The 15140-nt window shown below is 70.4% G+C and carries 15 protein-coding genes and 1 pseudogene; 10 read left to right on the top strand and 6 right to left on the bottom strand.

What is annotated here, in order from left to right; genetic code table 11:
• The first annotated feature begins 107 nt into the window (after positions 1–107).
• The gene (locus ABT340_RS33735; RefSeq protein ID WP_352014939.1) at positions 108–479 is read left to right on the top strand and encodes an STAS domain-containing protein; all 372 of its coding nucleotides are present in this window, start codon (positions 108–110) and stop codon (positions 477–479) included.
• A 121-nt stretch (positions 480–600) separates the two neighbouring features.
• Here ABT340_RS33735 and ABT340_RS33730 read toward each other — a convergent pair whose 3' ends face one another.
• On the bottom strand, positions 601–954 hold the full coding sequence (locus ABT340_RS33730; RefSeq protein WP_352014938.1) for a helix-turn-helix transcriptional regulator: 354 nt from the start codon (positions 952–954) through the stop codon (positions 601–603).
• Between the two features lie 202 nt (positions 955–1156).
• Between ABT340_RS33730 and ABT340_RS33725 the strand changes: the two genes are divergently transcribed.
• Positions 1157–1546 (top strand): STAS domain-containing protein, encoded by a 390-nt coding sequence (locus tag ABT340_RS33725; protein WP_352014937.1) that lies wholly within the window; start codon positions 1157–1159, stop codon positions 1544–1546.
• Between the two features lie 249 nt (positions 1547–1795).
• On the opposite strand, the gene ABT340_RS33720 is transcribed toward ABT340_RS33725, so the two are convergent.
• A complete protein-coding gene (locus ABT340_RS33720) occupies positions 1796–3145 on the bottom strand; it encodes a carotenoid oxygenase family protein (protein WP_352014936.1) in 1350 nt (449 codons plus the stop codon).
• Positions 3146–3724: 579 nt separating this feature from the next.
• On the opposite strand from ABT340_RS33720, the gene ABT340_RS33715 reads away from it, so the two are divergent.
• From ABT340_RS33715 to arsB, 3 genes are all read left to right on the top strand, one after another.
• Entirely contained in the window at positions 3725–4393 is a 669-nt protein-coding gene (locus ABT340_RS33715) for an arsenate reductase ArsC (RefSeq protein ID WP_352014935.1), read from the top strand.
• A 76-nt stretch (positions 4394–4469) separates the two neighbouring features.
• On the top strand, positions 4470–4811 hold the full coding sequence (locus ABT340_RS33710; protein ID WP_352014934.1) for an ArsR/SmtB family transcription factor: 342 nt from the start codon (positions 4470–4472) through the stop codon (positions 4809–4811).
• A gap of 20 nt (positions 4812–4831) precedes the next feature.
• On the top strand, positions 4832–5962 hold the full coding sequence (gene arsB, locus ABT340_RS33705) for an ACR3 family arsenite efflux transporter (RefSeq protein ID WP_502992565.1): 1131 nt from the start codon (positions 4832–4834) through the stop codon (positions 5960–5962).
• Between the two features lie 293 nt (positions 5963–6255).
• Here arsB and ABT340_RS33700 read toward each other — a convergent pair whose 3' ends face one another.
• Genes ABT340_RS33700 through ABT340_RS33685 form a run of 4 tightly spaced genes read right to left on the bottom strand, consistent with a single transcriptional unit; the run spans position 6256 to position 10307 of the window.
• Entirely contained in the window at positions 6256–7476 is a 1221-nt protein-coding gene (locus tag ABT340_RS33700; RefSeq protein ID WP_352014932.1) for an MFS transporter, read from the bottom strand.
• An 8-nt stretch (positions 7477–7484) separates the two neighbouring features.
• Entirely contained in the window at positions 7485–8327 is an 843-nt protein-coding gene (locus tag ABT340_RS33695) for an alpha/beta hydrolase (protein WP_352014931.1), read from the bottom strand.
• A complete protein-coding gene (locus ABT340_RS33690) occupies positions 8324–9127 on the bottom strand; it encodes an alpha/beta fold hydrolase (protein WP_352014930.1) in 804 nt (267 codons plus the stop codon). The genes ABT340_RS33695 and ABT340_RS33690 overlap by 4 nt, the downstream gene beginning before the upstream one ends.
• Before the next feature lie 25 nt (positions 9128–9152).
• Complete coding sequence (locus ABT340_RS33685) at positions 9153–10307, bottom strand: FAD-dependent oxidoreductase (RefSeq protein WP_352014929.1); 1155 nt, start codon at positions 10305–10307, stop codon at positions 9153–9155.
• A 281-nt stretch (positions 10308–10588) separates the two neighbouring features.
• On the opposite strand from ABT340_RS33685, the gene ABT340_RS33680 reads away from it, so the two are divergent.
• From ABT340_RS33680 to ABT340_RS33660, 5 genes and pseudogenes are all read left to right on the top strand, one after another.
• The gene (locus tag ABT340_RS33680; protein WP_352014928.1) at positions 10589–11800 is read left to right on the top strand and encodes a cytochrome P450; all 1212 of its coding nucleotides are present in this window, start codon (positions 10589–10591) and stop codon (positions 11798–11800) included.
• The gene (locus ABT340_RS33675; RefSeq protein ID WP_352014927.1) at positions 11797–11994 is read left to right on the top strand and encodes a ferredoxin; all 198 of its coding nucleotides are present in this window, start codon (positions 11797–11799) and stop codon (positions 11992–11994) included. Before ABT340_RS33680 ends, ABT340_RS33675 begins: the two co-directional genes overlap by 4 nt.
• Positions 11991–13148, top strand: coding sequence for an NAD(P)/FAD-dependent oxidoreductase (locus ABT340_RS33670; RefSeq protein WP_352014926.1), 1158 nt, complete (start codon positions 11991–11993; stop codon positions 13146–13148). The genes ABT340_RS33675 and ABT340_RS33670 overlap by 4 nt, the downstream gene beginning before the upstream one ends.
• Before the next feature lie 3 nt (positions 13149–13151).
• Complete coding sequence (locus tag ABT340_RS33665) at positions 13152–14606, top strand: amidohydrolase family protein (RefSeq protein WP_352014925.1); 1455 nt, start codon at positions 13152–13154, stop codon at positions 14604–14606.
• A 75-nt stretch (positions 14607–14681) separates the two neighbouring features.
• Positions 14682–15140: pseudogene (locus ABT340_RS33660) on the top strand (alcohol dehydrogenase catalytic domain-containing protein); the annotation flags it as partial.

Here is a 15140-nt window from a genome sequence, read left to right as displayed (position 1 = left end):
ACGACACGACTTTTGACGACGCTCTGAGGCGGACAGCAGGCATTGTCGCCCGAGGACGGGGTATCGCACACGGCTCACCGGCCAGGGCGACGAGAGGAAAGAACGAGGTGAGCTCCTCCAGGCAGGACCTGCGGGTTCAGGTGGTCCATCACGGGCACTGCAGCGTGCTGCGGGTCGGCGGCCACCTGGACTTCATCACCGCCCCCACGCTCGCCGGCCACGTCAAGGCGGCCTGGGAGCAGAGCTCGGGACCACGCCTGGTGCTGGAGCTGTCCCGGCTGACCTTCTACGACTCCACCGCGGTAGGTCTTCTGGCCTGGACGCGTCAGCGTGTCGAGGACACCGCCACCGGCCGGTTGCTGCTGGTGGGCATTCCCCACGGCCTGCGGCACCTGCTGGACCAGACCGGCCTGCTGCCGCGCTTCGAGCTGCGCGACAGCGTCGGTCAGGCCGTCGCCGAGTTGCTCGTCTCGGAGTGAGAGTCTCGGAGTGAGAGACGACTCCGGGTGCTCGGCGCCGGGCGTGCGCCGGTCTCACAAGAGATCGGCGCTGCGGGGTCGCGGAGTTGAGGTCGAGGACGACGGCCGACGTGCGCCGGTCTCATGAGGAGATCGGCGCGGGGGCCCTGTGGGAGTCGGCCTGCTTCGGCAGATTCGGGGCGTCGAAGGCGGCGAACAGCTCGACCAGGGCGCGGACCGGGGCGTGGGCCTCGGTGGGGTGACGGAAGCCGCGTTCGAGGTTGAGGTGGTAGCGGTTGCGCCGGCCGACGCGCTCGATGGTGAGATATCCGGCCTGGTGCAGGTCGGCCACGATTCCCTGGACCGCGCGCTCGGTGATCCCGATGCTCTGGGCGATGTCACGCAGCCGGCTTTCCGGGTGGCGTGCGATCTCCAGCAGCACGCGTGCGTGGTGGGTGAGGAAGGTCCAGGAGGAACGATCGGCAGGCCTGTCCATGGCAACCATTGTGCTTTCTGATCTCGGGGTGTGTCCGTCTCCCCGTGAGGGGATCTTCCGCCAGCGGACACCGAATGGTCTTTCCGGAAATATACTTCGGCATTATGGTGGGAGTCAGGTAGTTCTCCCGCGTTGTCTGGACGCTGGATCGATGTTGGAGCACGCCATGCCCGCCTCTCATTCCGGATGCCGTCCTGGTCTGATGACCACGAGCACATACCTGCTCGACGCCACATTGCTGTGCGTCGTCGGCGAGGTGGACGCGACCACCTCGGCCCAGTTGGAGGCGGCCCTGGTCCAGGCCCGGCGGCGGGGCAAGCCGGTGATCGTGGATATGAGCGGGGTGGGCTTCCTGGACAGCGGCGGCCTGACGGTACTGCTGGCCGCCCACATGGCCGCCGAGCGGGAGGGCAGCAGCCTCCACCTGGCCGAACTCCAGCCGATTCCGCTGCGCCTGCTGACGATCACCGGCGTCCTGTCCCTCCTGCACGTGCACACCGGCCTCCAGCACGCCGTCGCCACCGTCTCCGCGACGGTTCCGAAGGCCACGGCCCAGGCGCGACCGTCGGCCAGGGCCGTACCCCCCGCCTGAACGGGCGGTGTTCCGCGACTTTTGCACCACTTTGCGTGTAAATATGCAAAGTGGTCACCTTCTGGAGGTGATCTGTAACGCGACGTGGCCTTGACTGACGCCGGTCCTCTCGGCATGCCCGCATCGAAAACGCCTGGCGCGCCACCCCGGCTCTACATCGGAATCAGCTGACCACACGCTGCTGTCCGTGGGATCGGCAGGACCGTCTGCCAGGACGGGGACGAGCATCCGGTCTGCGCTCCTCGATGCTCAGACCGGGATCCAGTTTCCGTGGAAGCCCGCGGGGACGCGCACCGGGACGTGTACTTCGGCGAGCGGGGCCGCGGCCAGGTCGGCGGCGTCCAGGATGGCCAGGTAGCTCGTACCGGCGCCACGGTCGTGAGCGAACGTCATCAGGAAGCCCTCGTTCTCACCGGTCCCGGCCCGGGGCACGAAGACGGCCTCGCCGCAGGTGTGGCCTGGAGGGAGGCGGTGCACCGCCCGTTCGCCGCCGCCGGTGAGGTCGTAGGCGTAGATCTCCGACCGCTCAGGCTCGGCGTCCAGGGAGAAGCTCGTCGTGTAGCCGTAACGGTGGGGCAGTCCGAGCATCGAGTCGGCCACACGAGGGTATTCGCTGGGCGCGTCGTCGAGCGCCTCCTCGGTGACCGTGCCCGACCTCAGGTCCAGCGTCCAGCGGTACACGATCGGGAGCCCGCCCTCCAGGTCGTCGGCGCCGCCGTGCCACAGCGCGGGGACGCGGGTGCCGGTGACGGTGATCGTGTCGCCCCGCGGGTCCTCGAAGGCGTTCATGGTGTGCCACACGTAGCACGGGACGACGTCGAACCAGCGTACGGGCGCGTCGTCGCCGGCCGTACGCGCCAGCACGCCGAACCGGGCGCGGTGCGCGTCGTCCCAGCGCCACGGCGGCCCGCCCGCAGCCGCCTGGGCGGGGTCGAAGACGACCGGCAGGTCCGTGAAGATCACGTGGTTGCGGGTGATGGCGAAGTCGTGCGTCATTGTCGCCCGCGGCACGTCCACGACCCGCGTCTGCACCACTTCGCCGGCGGCCGTGGCGCGGTAGTAGGTCAGGTACGGCGGGCGCAGCTGGTAGCCGAAGAACAGCAGCTCACCGGTGATCGGGCAGGTCTTCGGGTGCGCGGTCATCGGGGTCCGCAGGGCCCCGTCGAAGGTGTACGCCCCGATCGTTGCGAGGTCCGGCGTCACCTCGTACGGGAAGCCGCCCTCCTCCAGGGCGAACAGCCGGCCCGCGTGCGTGATCAGGTGGGTGTTGGCGGTGGTGACGCGGTAGTCGATCCGGCCGGTCTCCTGGTCGAAGGCGAGGGCGAAGCGGGACCGGCCGGGGTTCCCGTAGAGCGGCGTGCGCACGTACCGGTTGCGGTACCAGCGCGCCCTGCCGCCCTCCAGCGCGATGGTGTGGATCATGCCGTCGCCCGCGAAGGAGTGCGGCGACCAGCCGGTGCGCGGGTTGGGCCCGTTGCGGAAGAACTGCCCGCCCAGCTCGGCCGGGATCTCGCCGACGACCTTGGACGGTTCCAGGGTCACCTCCTCGGCGACGGGGGCGTTGTTGCCCGCGAGATGCAGCGGCACCGTTTCGGACATGCGGGAACTCCTGCCGGCATGGGGTGGGGACGCCGACAACCGTGCACGAGAAAATGCGTGGACAACAGTCTTGTTCTTCCCGCCCGCCTCAGCCGCCCGACAGAGCCCCAGGTGAGAGCCGCCTCAGAAAATCCTGGGTGGAGCCGCCGCGAGAACATGGGAGGCCCTCAGACGGGGCGAGGATCGACGGCGGCCGGTTTCACCCTCGGCCCCGCGGACGGTGTGGCCGCCGAGGATTTCGCAGATCCCGGCCAAGCCGCGTTGCGGATCGCATCTGGAGGTGACCTGCCCCTGCCCGGCCTGGAGGGCGGCCGTCGTTCGCCCGCCCGCAAGCCCTGGCGCTTCGCCGTACGGGGCCGGAGTGCTGCGGGCGGGAGCTTCTCCCGAAGGCCCTGGGCGGAGGGGGAAGGGGACAGGCAGGGAGTTCGGCCAGGTGCGGGCTGCCCGCGTCGGGGAGCGCGAGGTGAGTCAGGGCTGTTCACGTGCCGCTCGCCCCGATTAGAATCGACGAGCATCAATATCGACAGAAGTCGAATTCGACAGCCGTCGATTCCATGAGGGCGTTCAGGGAGCGTTGCCGTGACCGGTACCTACAAGCGCGACGATCTGACCATCGACCAGCACCTGGCCCTGACCACCGCGGCCCGCCGGCTGAGCGAGGAGTTCACCGGCCTCTTCGGCGCCGAGACGATCGAGCGGTTCCTGCACACCGGCTACGACCGGTTCGCCGGCAAGGCCGCGGTGGCCGACTTCCTGCCGCTGCTGGCCGAGCGCTTCGCCCGTCAGCGCCTGTACGCCCTGGCCCGCATCGAGGGCCGCTCCGACGGGCGGCCGATCGTGCTGTTCCTGTGCGTGCACAACGCCGGTCGCAGCCAGATGGCACTGGGCTTCTTCGAGCACCTGGCCGGTGGGCGCGCCGTGGCCTGGTCGGGCGGCTCGGAGTTCGCCTCCGAGATCAACCCCACCGCGATCGCCGTCATGGCCGAGGTCGGCATCGACATCTCCAAGGGGTTCCCCAAGCCGTGGACCGAGGAGATCGTCCAGGCCGCAGACGTCGTGGTCACCATGGGCTGCGGGGACGCCTGCCCGATCTTCCCCGGCAAGCGTTATGAGGACTGGAAGGTCGACGACCCGATGGGCAAGGGGCCGGAGTGGGTGCGCCCCATCCGGGACGAGATCGAGCGTCGGGTGCGCGTCCTGCTGGCCGATCTCGGCGTGCCGGTATCCGCGCCTGGTCCGCACCGCTGACCCGGCCGCTCACACCGCTTATGTATAGACAGGTGTCAATATAGATAAACGGCCGGGGTGGTCGAAAGGGGAGACGATGGAGCCGCTGGAACTGTTGGAGTGCGGTTCGCCGCTGACGCGCGAGCCGTTGAACGCCGATCAGGCGGCCGCCGTGGCCCGGGTGTTCAAGGCGCTGGGGGATCCGGTGCGGCTGCGGATCCTGTCGATCGTGGCCAGCCACGCCGGTGGCGAGGCGTGTGTGTGCGACATCACCGGCGCCTTCGACGTCTCCCAGCCCACCATCAGCCACCACCTGAAAGTCCTCAAAGAAGTCGGCCTGCTGGTCTCGGAGCGGCGCGCCTCGTGGGTGTACTACCGCCTGGTGCCCGAGACGCTGGCCGAGCTGTCCGGCCTGATCACCGTCCCCGCTCCCGCCTGACCGGCTTCGAAGGAACCCTCATGCCCACCTCGCCCTCGTCGTCATCGTCTGCCGGTGTATCGGATTCCGCCACGGCGAAGCGGGCGGGGGTGATCGGCGCCCTGTCGACGCTGGACCGGTTCCTGCCGGTGTGGATCGGGGTCGCGATGGCGGCAGGGCTGCTGCTCGGGCGGGCGGTGCCCGGCCTGAACGCCGCTCTGGAGGCGGTCAAGGTCGCCGGGATCTCGTTGCCGATCGCCCTGGGACTGCTGCTGATGATGTACCCGGTGCTGGCCAAGGTCCGCTACGACCGGCTCGGCGCCGTCACCGGCGACCGCCGCCTGCTCCTGTCCTCCCTGCTGCTGAACTGGGTCGTCGGCCCGGCGCTGATGTTCGCCCTGGCCTGGACCCTGCTGCCCGACCTGCCCGCCTACCGCACCGGGCTGATCATCGTCGGGCTGGCCCGCTGCATCGCCATGGTGCTCATCTGGAACGACCTGGCCTGCGGCGACCGGGAGGCCGCCGCCGTCCTGGTCGCGATCAACTCCGTCTTCCAGGTGGTCGCCTTCGCCGCGCTGGGCTGGTTCTACCTGCAGATCCTGCCCGGCTGGCTCGGTCTCGGTGAAGGGGCCGCGCTGCAGATCTCCGCCTGGGACATCGCGCAAAGCGTGTTGATCTTCCTGGGCGTCCCGCTGGCCGCCGGATACGTCTCCCGCAAGCTCGGCGAGCGCTCGAAGGGCCGCCAGTGGTACGAGGAGCGGTTCCTGCCCAAGGTCGGACCCGTCGCCCTGTACGGCCTGCTGTTCACCATCGTCGTCCTGTTCGCCCTCCAAGGGCACACCATCGGCGAACGGCCCGGCGACGTGGCCCGGATCGCACTGCCACTGCTGGTCTACTTCGCCGTGATGTGGGGCGGTTCGTTCCTGTTCGGGCGGGCGATCGGCCTGCCGTACGACCGCACCGCGACGTTGGCGTTCACCGCGGCGGGCAACAACTTCGAGCTGGCCATCGCGGTGGCCATCGGGGTGTTCGGCGTCACCTCCGGTCAGGCCCTGGCCGGGGTGGTCGGTCCGCTCATCGAGGTGCCCGTCCTGGTGGCGCTGGTCTATGTGAGCCTGGCCGGCCGCCGCCTGTTCGGCGCCCCGCCCCTGGAAGGTACGGCTCACCGCTGAGGAGCCCGCCGCCTGGATGGCGAACGCCACCCCGACCTGACCGAACTGACGCCTTCCTGGGGCCGAGCAGAGGAGGTCGACACGGTGACGAACGCCCTTGGCGACATGTCCCGGATCCGCCAGGTCTCCTGGAACACCGGACGGCAGCCCCCTGAGCCTCAGCAGGACGGGATCAGGAACCGGAAGGCGGGGCGGCGGCCATCGAGGTCACGGCGCCTTCGGCGAAGCCGGTTCGAGCGCGGCGGCTCCGCGCCCACCGGCAGGAGGAGCAGCCGGTGCGGACAGGGCCAAGGTCAGGCGTCGGAGGCGGTGGGGAGCGGGGGATTCCGCCGTCCGGTGCGTCGGGTTTCACCGTTGAGCATGGCCAGGAACGCGCAACCGATGCTGAGCACGCCGAGCGCCGACCAGGCCAGCGGGTAGCCCGCCGTGGGGGCGAGCTCGCCGAACAGGTACGGCAGGGCGAACCCGCCCACCGCCGAGATCGTCAGCATCAGCCCGAAGGCGGTGCCGATGTTCTCCTGCGACAGCCCCGGCCGGTCACCGGGGATGGTCTGCCACACGGCCAGCGCGAAGTTGAACATGAAGCCGACACCCATGGCGGGCACCCAGAACCAGCCGGGTCCGCTCAGCGGCACGAGCAGGACGAACACCCCTTCGGTCACGGCCGCCGCGACGAAGACGTTACGTCGGCTGGACAGCCGGTCGCTGATCCAGCCGCCCGCCACACTGCCGGGCACACCGGCGATCCCGATGAGGAAGGCGGCCAGGGCCACCTCGCCGGCGCCGACGTGCCTCTGGTCGAGCCCGTAGCCGGCGATCAGCTGGGAGCCGGCGATGAAAGCGCCATAGGCACCGAGGAAGGCGGCGCCGTACAGCCAGATGCCACGGTTCATGAGGCTCTCGCGCAGGGCGGCACGGGTCAGCCGAATGCCACGCAGGTGGTCGCCGTCGGCGGGGACCCGGAAGGCGGCGGCGGTCACCACGCCGACGACGACGCACAGGGCACCCCCGGCGACCAGCGCCGTGCGCCAGCCGAACGCGTCGGTGAGGTCGCGCCAGGTGTACAGACCCGCGGCGGAACCGACGCTGAAGCAGGCGGAGGTGACGCCCAGGGCCAGCGCGTGGTGCCGATTCCGGAACCAGACGCTGACGGCCGCGACACCCACGGCCGCGAACACCGAGGCGCCGACACCGCACAGCACGCGGAAGACGAGCAGGGTGGCGAAGTCGTTCGCGGTGGCGGAGAGGATGACGGCGGCGCCCTCGACGGTGAGGCCGAGGGCGAGTACCCAGCGCATGCCCATGCGCGTCGCCAGCACCCCACCCGGGATGTGGAAGACGCCGTAGCCGATGACGAACACGGAGATCAGTAAGGCGACCTGGGGGATGTCCAACTGGAAGGTCTCGCTGATCTGGCCGAATCCGGCGGCGATGTTGAACCAGTTGGTCGTCATCGCGACGAATCCGGCGGAGACGATCGCCAGCATCCACCATTTGCGGGACGGGCGGTCCATGCAGCCTCCTAAAGGGGGGTGAAGAGGCCGAGCAGGGCACGACTGAGCGCGGAGTCCTGCCGGGTGAGTTCCAGCACGATGTCGTAGTGGTTGACCTCCGGCACGACCAGCAGCTCGGGGCCGGTGCCCCAGGCCTGGTGGAACCGGATGTTCTGGTCGACGAAGCCGGAGCCGTCGTGCTCGGCGACGGCGAAGACCGCAGGCGGGCGCCGGACCGGAAGGCGCAGCGCGGGGCTGAGCGCGGCGGCCCGAGCGTCGTCGAGCCCGAGCCACTCGTTGGCGAAGCTGTGGACCAGCGGCCTGATGTCGAACAGCCCGCTGATCGGCAGGGCCGCCTTGACCACGTCCCGGGGCAGGCCGAGCGGCTCCTGCCAGTCGTCGAGCATGAGCATCCCGGTCAGGTGCCCACCGGCCGAACTGCCGCCGACGACGATGCGGTCGGGGTCGAGCCCGTGGCGTGCGCCTTCGCGGTGGACGAAGGCCACGGCCGCGCGGACCTGGCGGACGATCTCCTCCAGCGTCGCCCGTGGCGCGAGCGTGTAGTCGACCACGACGGTGGCGATGCCCTGCTCGTCCAGCATGCGCGCCATGAAGGCGGAGTCGGCGCGGGACAGGGCCCGCCAGTAGCCGCCGTGCACGAAGACGAAGACGGGCCGGGGCCGGTCGCCGACGCCCCAGACGTCCAGCCGTTCGCCGCTGACGTGGTCGTAGACGAGGCCCGGGTGACCGCGCAGCCCGTCCACCGCCGACTCCGACCACGCCCGGTAGAGCCGCATGTTCTCGTCGAAGACCGGCACGGGCACGGTCGCCCGCACGTTGTAGGCGCGGTCGGTGTCCTGCCCGAGACTCACCGGCCGACCGAGGCGGCGAACTTCTCGACGAGTCCGGCGAGTACGGCGGGCGACTCCAGCGTCGGGAAGTGCGTCTGCCCAGGGATGCGGTGCGGCCGGAACCACGGGTTGGCCGAGGCGAACTCCCGCTGGACGGCCTCGTAGTCCGGCAGGCTCGGCTGCGAGAACAGGTGCGCGATCGGCCGCTGTACCTTCAACGCCGCCATCCTGCGCAGCGGGGAACCCCAGGTCGCGTAGGCGTTCTCGATGACCCGGCAGGAACGGGCCCACATGTCGAAGTCGAAGGAGGCCATCTCGTCGTCGAGGTGGCGGGCGACCGCCGGATGCGCGGTGCCGCCGAGCCAGAAGTCGAACAGCCGCTGCCGACCGGCGAGCCAGAGCTCGGGGTCCTGGATGTCGCGCAGGTCCTGGACGAACTCCGGCCAGGCCTCCACCATGATCCAGTCGATGACGACGGAACCGGGCACCCGCTCGGGGCTCAGCCGGTCCGTGATCTCCATGTTGGCCCAGCCACCGTGCGAGGTGGAGACCGGCACGAACCGGTCGACGCCGAGGGCGTCCATCAGCTTGATCACGTCGGCGGCCTGTTCGGCGGGCCCGAAGTCGGCCTCGACCGAGCGGACGGCGCCGTGCCCGCGCCAGTCGGCGCGGATCACCCGATGGTTTTCGGCCAGCAGGGGGAGCACGTGGTCGAACAACCGGTGGTCCTGGCACCACCCGCTGACGAGCACCAGCGTGGGACCGGTGGTCCCGGTGACGTCGTAGTCGATCGGGTTGCCGTCGAGGACCAGGGTTTCCATTGATCTTCCTTCCGCCGGCGTGCGGTCACGCCGGAAAACGGTTCATACCGGTGGGGATGGTGGTCGCGGCGCGCATGCGCATCCTGGCGAGCGAGCGTGAACAGTTCATCACGGCCAGGAGAGCCGCACGCGGGCGGTCGGGCAGGGGGTTGAGGTGGCCGAGCCGATAGGAGAAACGCTGGGTGTGCTGGATCACCGGCCGTTCGGCGGCCTCCCAGCGGCGCAGCCGCGTCTCCAGGTCGCCCTCGCCGAAGGCGACCGCCTCCGCGAGGCCGAGCGCGTTCATCATCGCGCAGCCGCCGCCCTGGCCCAGGTAGGGAGGCTGGGCGTGCGCGGCGTCGCCGAGCACCGAGACCACCCCGGCCGACCATCGCCTGAGCTCCAGGAACTCGAACCGGTCCCAGCGGCTTTCCGCGTCGAGACACCCGATGAGTTCCTCCAGCAGGGGGAACGACCGGAGCCAGGTGTCCTTGTCGAGCGGGACCCGCCGGGCGTGCTCGTCGCCGGTGGAGCAGACCAGCGCGACGTAGAGCCGGTCGGCGCTGGAGGGGGTGTAGAGGATCCGGCGGCTGCCGGAGAAGTACTCGATGTACTTCGCCTCGTCCGCCGGGGCGACGAAGCCGGGGCGGCGCGGGATGAGCATCCGTGCCGCGCCCTGCGGCATGCGTACCCGTCGGCGCAGCAGGCCGAGCGAGTCCCGCAGCCGCGAGTTCACCCCGTCGGCCGCGACGACCAGGTCGCTCCGCCGCCGGGTGCCGTCGGCGAACTCCACCTCGCCGCCCGGCGTCGCGGCGACCGCCGTGGAACCGGTGACGATCTCCACCCCGGCTCGGACCGCCGCGCCCGCGAGCGCGTCGATCAGCCTCCGGCGCAGGATCGTGTAGAGCTCAGGCCCGTGCTCGCCGTTGATCGGGATGCTCTCGACGACGTGGCCGTGCCGGTCACGGCTCTCCGCGACCGGGCCGAGGTGGGCGCCCTCGACCGCCTCGTCGAACACGCCCAGGGCGCGCAGGACCGACAACCCGTTGCCCCACAGGTAGATGCCGGCGCCGATCGCTCTGATCTCCGGATCGCGCTCGTGTAACCGGACGGTCCAGCCGCGCTGTGCCAGCGCCGCCGCCGCGGTCAGCCCGCCGAGACCCGCGCCGATGACCTGGGCATGTCGTGTTGCGCTGGACACCGCTCACCTTTCTCCCGTTCTGAGCCGTTCAGGTGATGCTGTCCCCGAAACCCCGTGTCCGGCCAATGCCTAATCACGCCCGAGCTATGTCGGGATTGACCTATGCCGAGACGGTCATAGGTCGGAGCGGAACCGACATTGGTCAGCGCTCGCCCGGCGAGAGACCATCGAGGGACCCCCATACCCCACGGTGGTGTTGCGGGAGTCCGCAGTCGGAACGGGCGTCATCGAACCGCCGCTGCCCCCAGTTCTCTGACCTTGGCCCGTGCGGCCGTCGAGCGATGTCAAAGCCGTCGAAGAGAGGGAGGTGCGCCATCGTCCCCGTATATGCCGAGGACCTGTACACGGAAGAGGCGATCCTCGATCCGTACCCGCACTACCGCGCGCTGCGCGACCTCGGCCCCGTGGTGTGGCTGGAACGGCACGAGGTCTACGCGCTGCCGCGCTACGCGCAGGTGCGGGCCGTACTCGGAGATGACGAGACCTTCCGCACCGGCGGCGGCGTCTCGCTCAACGAGCGCTACAACGAACTCCTGCGCGACTCCATGTTCGCCAGCGACGGTGAACGCCACACGTTCCTGCGTGGCCTCGTCGGGCACAAGCTGACGCCGAAGGCGCTGCGGCCGATGAGAGGCCGTGTCGAGGAGGCCGCCGTCGCCGCGGTGGAACGGGTGATCGCGCGAGGGTCCTTCGACTCGGTGGGCGACCTGGCCCGTGACATGGTCATGGCGATCGTGCCGGACTTCATCGGCATCCCCGAGGAGGGGCGCGAGCACCTCATCGACTGGGCCGCCGCGAACTTCAACTGCCACGGCCCGCTCAACGAGCGCGCCGAGGCCGCGTTGGCGGTCTCCGGCCGGATGGCCGAGTACGCCTCCCGGCTGGTGACCGAGCGCTCCCCGCGACCCGGTGGCCTGGCGCACTGCGTCCTGGACGCCATGGACGACGGGCGGGTCGACCGGGAACAGGCGATCTCCTTGATGATCGACTACCTTGTGCCCTCCCTGGACACCACGGTCACCGGGCTGAGCTCGGCGATCTGGCTCTTCTCCCGGCATCCCGACCAGTGGGACCTGGTCAGGAACGATCCGTCACTGGTGGCGACGGCGTTCAACGAGGTGATCCGCTTCGAGACCCCCGTCCGCCAGTTCGGCCGCCGGGTGGCGCGCGACACCGAGATCGCCGGTGTGCCGATTCCGGCCGGCGCCCAGGTGCTGGTGATGTTCGCCTCGGCCAACCGGGACGAACGGCAGTGGGAACGTCCGGAGGTTTTCGACGTGACCCGCAACCCCGTCGAGCACGTCGGCTTCGGGTACGGCGCGCACGGCTGCGCGGGGCAGGGGCTGGCCCGCCTGGAGGCGCAGGCCGTCCTGAAGGCCCTCGCCCAGCGGGTGACCAGGTTCGAGGTCTCCGGCGAGCGCAGGACCGTCAACAACCTGATGCGCGCTTTCGACACGCTGCCCACCCGGGTGATCCAAGGAGTACGTCCATGAAAGTGATCGTCGACTACGACCGGTGCGAGGGACACGGCATGTGCGAGGAGCGCGCCGGCGACATCTTCCGTCTCGACGACGCCGGTGACCTGCACTTCTCCTACGAAGGGGAGGAGATTCCCGCCAGGCGCGAGGCCGACGCGAAGGCGGCGGCCGGGGTCTGCCCGGTGGCGGCGCTGAAGATCGTGTCGTGACGGCGCTCCGACACGTCGCGATCGTCGGCGGCTCACAGGCCGGAGTGACGGCGGCCAACACGCTTCGCACCGCCGGATTCGACGGCCGCATCACCCTCTACTCCGCCGAGGAACGCCCGCCGTACAGCCGGCCGCCGCTGTCCAAGGACATCCTGCTCGGGAGAGGCGACGCCGCGTCGGCCGACCTCCACGTGGAGGAGGGCGTCGAACTGCGGCTCGGGGTTCGGGCGACCGGGCTCGACGCGCGTGCGCGGCGGCTGCGACTGTCCACCGGGGAGGAGGCCGGATACGACGGCCTGGTGATCGCCACCGGTGCACGGGCGCGCTCCCTCGCCAGGACGCCCGAGGACGCGACAGACGAGCTGCGGCTGCGGACCATGGACGACGCCCTCGACCTGCGCGAGCGGCTGAAGGGCTCCGGATCGGTCGCGGTGGCGGGAGGCGGCCCGCTCGGCATGGAGATCGCCTCCGTCTGCCGGGACCTGGGCCGCGACGTGACCGTGGTCGACTTTCTCCCGCCGATGCGCCGGCAGGTCGGCGGCTACCTGGCCGAGCTGATCACGGAGGCGGCGCGCGACACGGGCGTCCGCTTCGTCCAGACGGCCGGACCCGCGCACGTCGCCGGCCACGCGGTGGTGTCCGGCGGGCACCGGGTCGCGGCCGACGTGGTGGTCACGGCGGCGGGCGAACTCCCGAACGTCGAATGGCTGGCCGGCTCCGGTCTGATCCACGCGGACGGTCTGTTCGTCGACCACCGGCTGTGGGCGGCTCCAGGCGTCGTCGCCGCCGGAGACGTGGTGCTCCTGCCGACCCCGGCGGGGCCCGTGCGAACCCCGCTGTGGACCAACGCCCTCGACCAGGGCAAGGCCGCGGCGACGACACTGCTGACCTCGAAGTCCGCGCCCGCCTACCAGGCGCGGCCGTACTTCTGGACCGAGCAGTTCGGACTGTCCATCAAGGTGTGCGGAACCATCCCGGGCGACGCGCCACCGGTGGTCGTCACCGGTGACCGGGCCGAACGCGCACTCGTCCTACAGTGGCTGTCGGGCGGAGTGCCCGTCGCGGCGGCCACCGTCAACCACCGCATGCCCGTGGCCGGACTGCGGCGGCTGGCCACCGCGGACTCCACGCTCTCCCCCCAGCAGACGAGGTAACCAATGAGTGCGAAGCGCACCATCATCTCCGGCGGCCTGATCATCAGCATGGACCCCGAACTCGGGGACATCACCGGCGGCGCCGTACTGATCGAGAACGACCGGATCGTCCAGGTGGCCAGGTCGGCGGACGAACTGGCAGGCGTGGACGCCGAGCGGATCGACGCCACCGACGGCTACGTCCTGCCCGGCATGATCGACAGCCACCGGCACACCTGGCTGGCGCTGCTACGCGGCATCTCCGGCGACCAGGCCCTGCTGGAGTTCATCGCGAACACCTTCTACACCACCGGCGCCATCATGCGGGCCGAGGACATGGGGGTCGCCACGCTGGTCGGCTCCCTGGAGGCCCTGGACACGGGTGTCACGTCGATCTTCGACTGCTCCGACTGCGTCAACAGCCCCGACCACGCCGACGCCAACGTGGAGGGACTGCGCGCCGCCGGACTCCGCTCGGTCTACGCGTACGGCATGCAGCGCTACGACTTCCAGCCGCCCGCCTTCCACAGCCACGCCGAGCGGCTGGCCGACGCCGCCCGCCTGCGCGCCGAGTACTTCTCCGGCGACGACGACATGTACCAGATGGGCATGCTCTACAGCGACTTCGGCACCATCCCGTTCAACGACACCGCCGCCGAGGTCCGCCAGGCCCGCGAACTGGCCGTGCACGGTGCCTCGCACACCGGCGCGGCGGCCGGCTCGTCCCTGCTGCGCGGTCTGCGCGAGCTCGACGACCACAACCTGCTCCTCCCCGGCCACCTGCACGTGCACTGCAACGGTCTGGACGAGCAGGAGTGGAAGCTGCTCGGCGACAGCGGCGCCCACGTGGTCACCTCGCCGGAGACCGAGCTCCAGATGGGCATGGGCCTGCTGCCGATCCGCCAGGCCATGCGCCACGGCATCGCGCCCGGCGTCGGCACCGACAGCGTCATCTGCGGCTCCGGCGACCTGTTCGGCCAGATGAGGCTGGCCCTGCAGCACCAGCGCGCCATGGACGCCCTGCCGGTGCACGCCGAGGGGCGTTCGCCGCTCCAGGTCGACCTCAAGATCCGCGACGCGCTCACCTGGGCCACCACCAACGGCGCCAGGATCATGGGCCTGGAGTCCAAGATCGGCTCGCTGACGCCCGGCAAGCTGGCCGACGTCATCGTGGTCAAGCCGCGCTGGAACGTCGTGCGTTCCAGCCACCCCACCGCCACCGTGGTCCTTCAGTCGGCCGCGGCGGACGTCGACACCGTGCTGGTCAACGGCGAGGTGCGAAAGCGCGACGGCAAGCTCGTCGGCCACGACCTGGCGGCGCTGCGGGCCAGGGCCAACGCGGCCCTGGACGACATCGAGCGGGCCGTGGCCGGCCGGCACCGGTTCGGCCCCGAAGAACTGGCCGAGTTCGTGGGGCAGGCCGAGCGCGGCGCCGGGGTCAACTACGCGCAGGCGTACGAACACCTCACGGCTCGCTGAGGCGCGACACCCAAGGGGAAGCGGCCGGCCCGGCCGCTTCCCCTTCCGTTTGTTCTCGAAGAAAGGCAAAGCCCGATGGCTTACGAAGTCCGCGGAGTGATCGCGCGGGGCAAGGGCGCCCCCGTGACGCTGGAGACCGTCCTGGTCCCCGACCCCGGTCCGGGTGAGGCGGTGGTGAACGTCCAGGCGTGCGGGGTGTGCCACACCGACCTGCACTACCGCGAGGGCGGGATCAACGACGAGTTCCCGTTCCTGCTCGGCCACGAGGGCCGCCGGGGTGGTCGAGGCGGTCGGGGAGGGTGTCACCGACGTCGTGCCCGGCGACTACGTGATCCTGAACTGGCGGGCGGTCTGCGGGCAGTGCCGCGCCTGTCGCCGGGGCCGTCCGTGGTACTGCTTCAGTACCCACAACGCCACCCAGCCGATGACCCTTGAGGATGGCACGCCGCTCAGCCCGGCCCTGGGCATCGGCGCCTTCGCCGAGAAGACCCTGGTCGCCGCCGGGCAGTGCACCAAGGTCGACCCGGCGGCCCC

Source organism: Streptosporangium sp. NPDC000239, from assembly GCF_040300765.1.
Taxonomy (GTDB): domain Bacteria; phylum Actinomycetota; class Actinomycetes; order Streptosporangiales; family Streptosporangiaceae; genus Streptosporangium.
The sequence above is the reverse complement of the archived record's forward strand: the minus strand, read 5'-3'. Positions and strand labels throughout refer to the sequence as shown.

What these genes read in the sequence shown, in the direction of transcription:
- ABT340_RS33730 (WP_352014938.1), bottom strand. Translation starts at nt 954, where the DNA reads ATGGACAGGCCTGCCGATCGTTCCTCCTGGACCTTCCTCACCCACCAC.
- ABT340_RS33725 (WP_352014937.1), top strand. Translation starts at nt 1,157, where the DNA reads ATGACCACGAGCACATACCTGCTCGACGCCACATTGCTGTGCGTCGTC.
- ABT340_RS33720 (WP_352014936.1), bottom strand. Translation starts at nt 3,145, where the DNA reads ATGTCCGAAACGGTGCCGCTGCATCTCGCGGGCAACAACGCCCCCGTC.
- ABT340_RS33710 (WP_352014934.1), top strand. Translation starts at nt 4,470, where the DNA reads ATGGAGCCGCTGGAACTGTTGGAGTGCGGTTCGCCGCTGACGCGCGAG.
- arsB (WP_502992565.1), top strand. Translation starts at nt 4,832, where the DNA reads ATGCCCACCTCGCCCTCGTCGTCATCGTCTGCCGGTGTATCGGATTCC.
- ABT340_RS33700 (WP_352014932.1), bottom strand. Translation starts at nt 7,476, where the DNA reads ATGGACCGCCCGTCCCGCAAATGGTGGATGCTGGCGATCGTCTCCGCC.
- ABT340_RS33690 (WP_352014930.1), bottom strand. Translation starts at nt 9,127, where the DNA reads ATGGAAACCCTGGTCCTCGACGGCAACCCGATCGACTACGACGTCACC.
- ABT340_RS33680 (WP_352014928.1), top strand. Translation starts at nt 10,589, where the DNA reads ATGTCAAAGCCGTCGAAGAGAGGGAGGTGCGCCATCGTCCCCGTATAT.
- ABT340_RS33675 (WP_352014927.1), top strand. Translation starts at nt 11,797, where the DNA reads ATGAAAGTGATCGTCGACTACGACCGGTGCGAGGGACACGGCATGTGC.
- ABT340_RS33665 (WP_352014925.1), top strand. Translation starts at nt 13,152, where the DNA reads ATGAGTGCGAAGCGCACCATCATCTCCGGCGGCCTGATCATCAGCATG.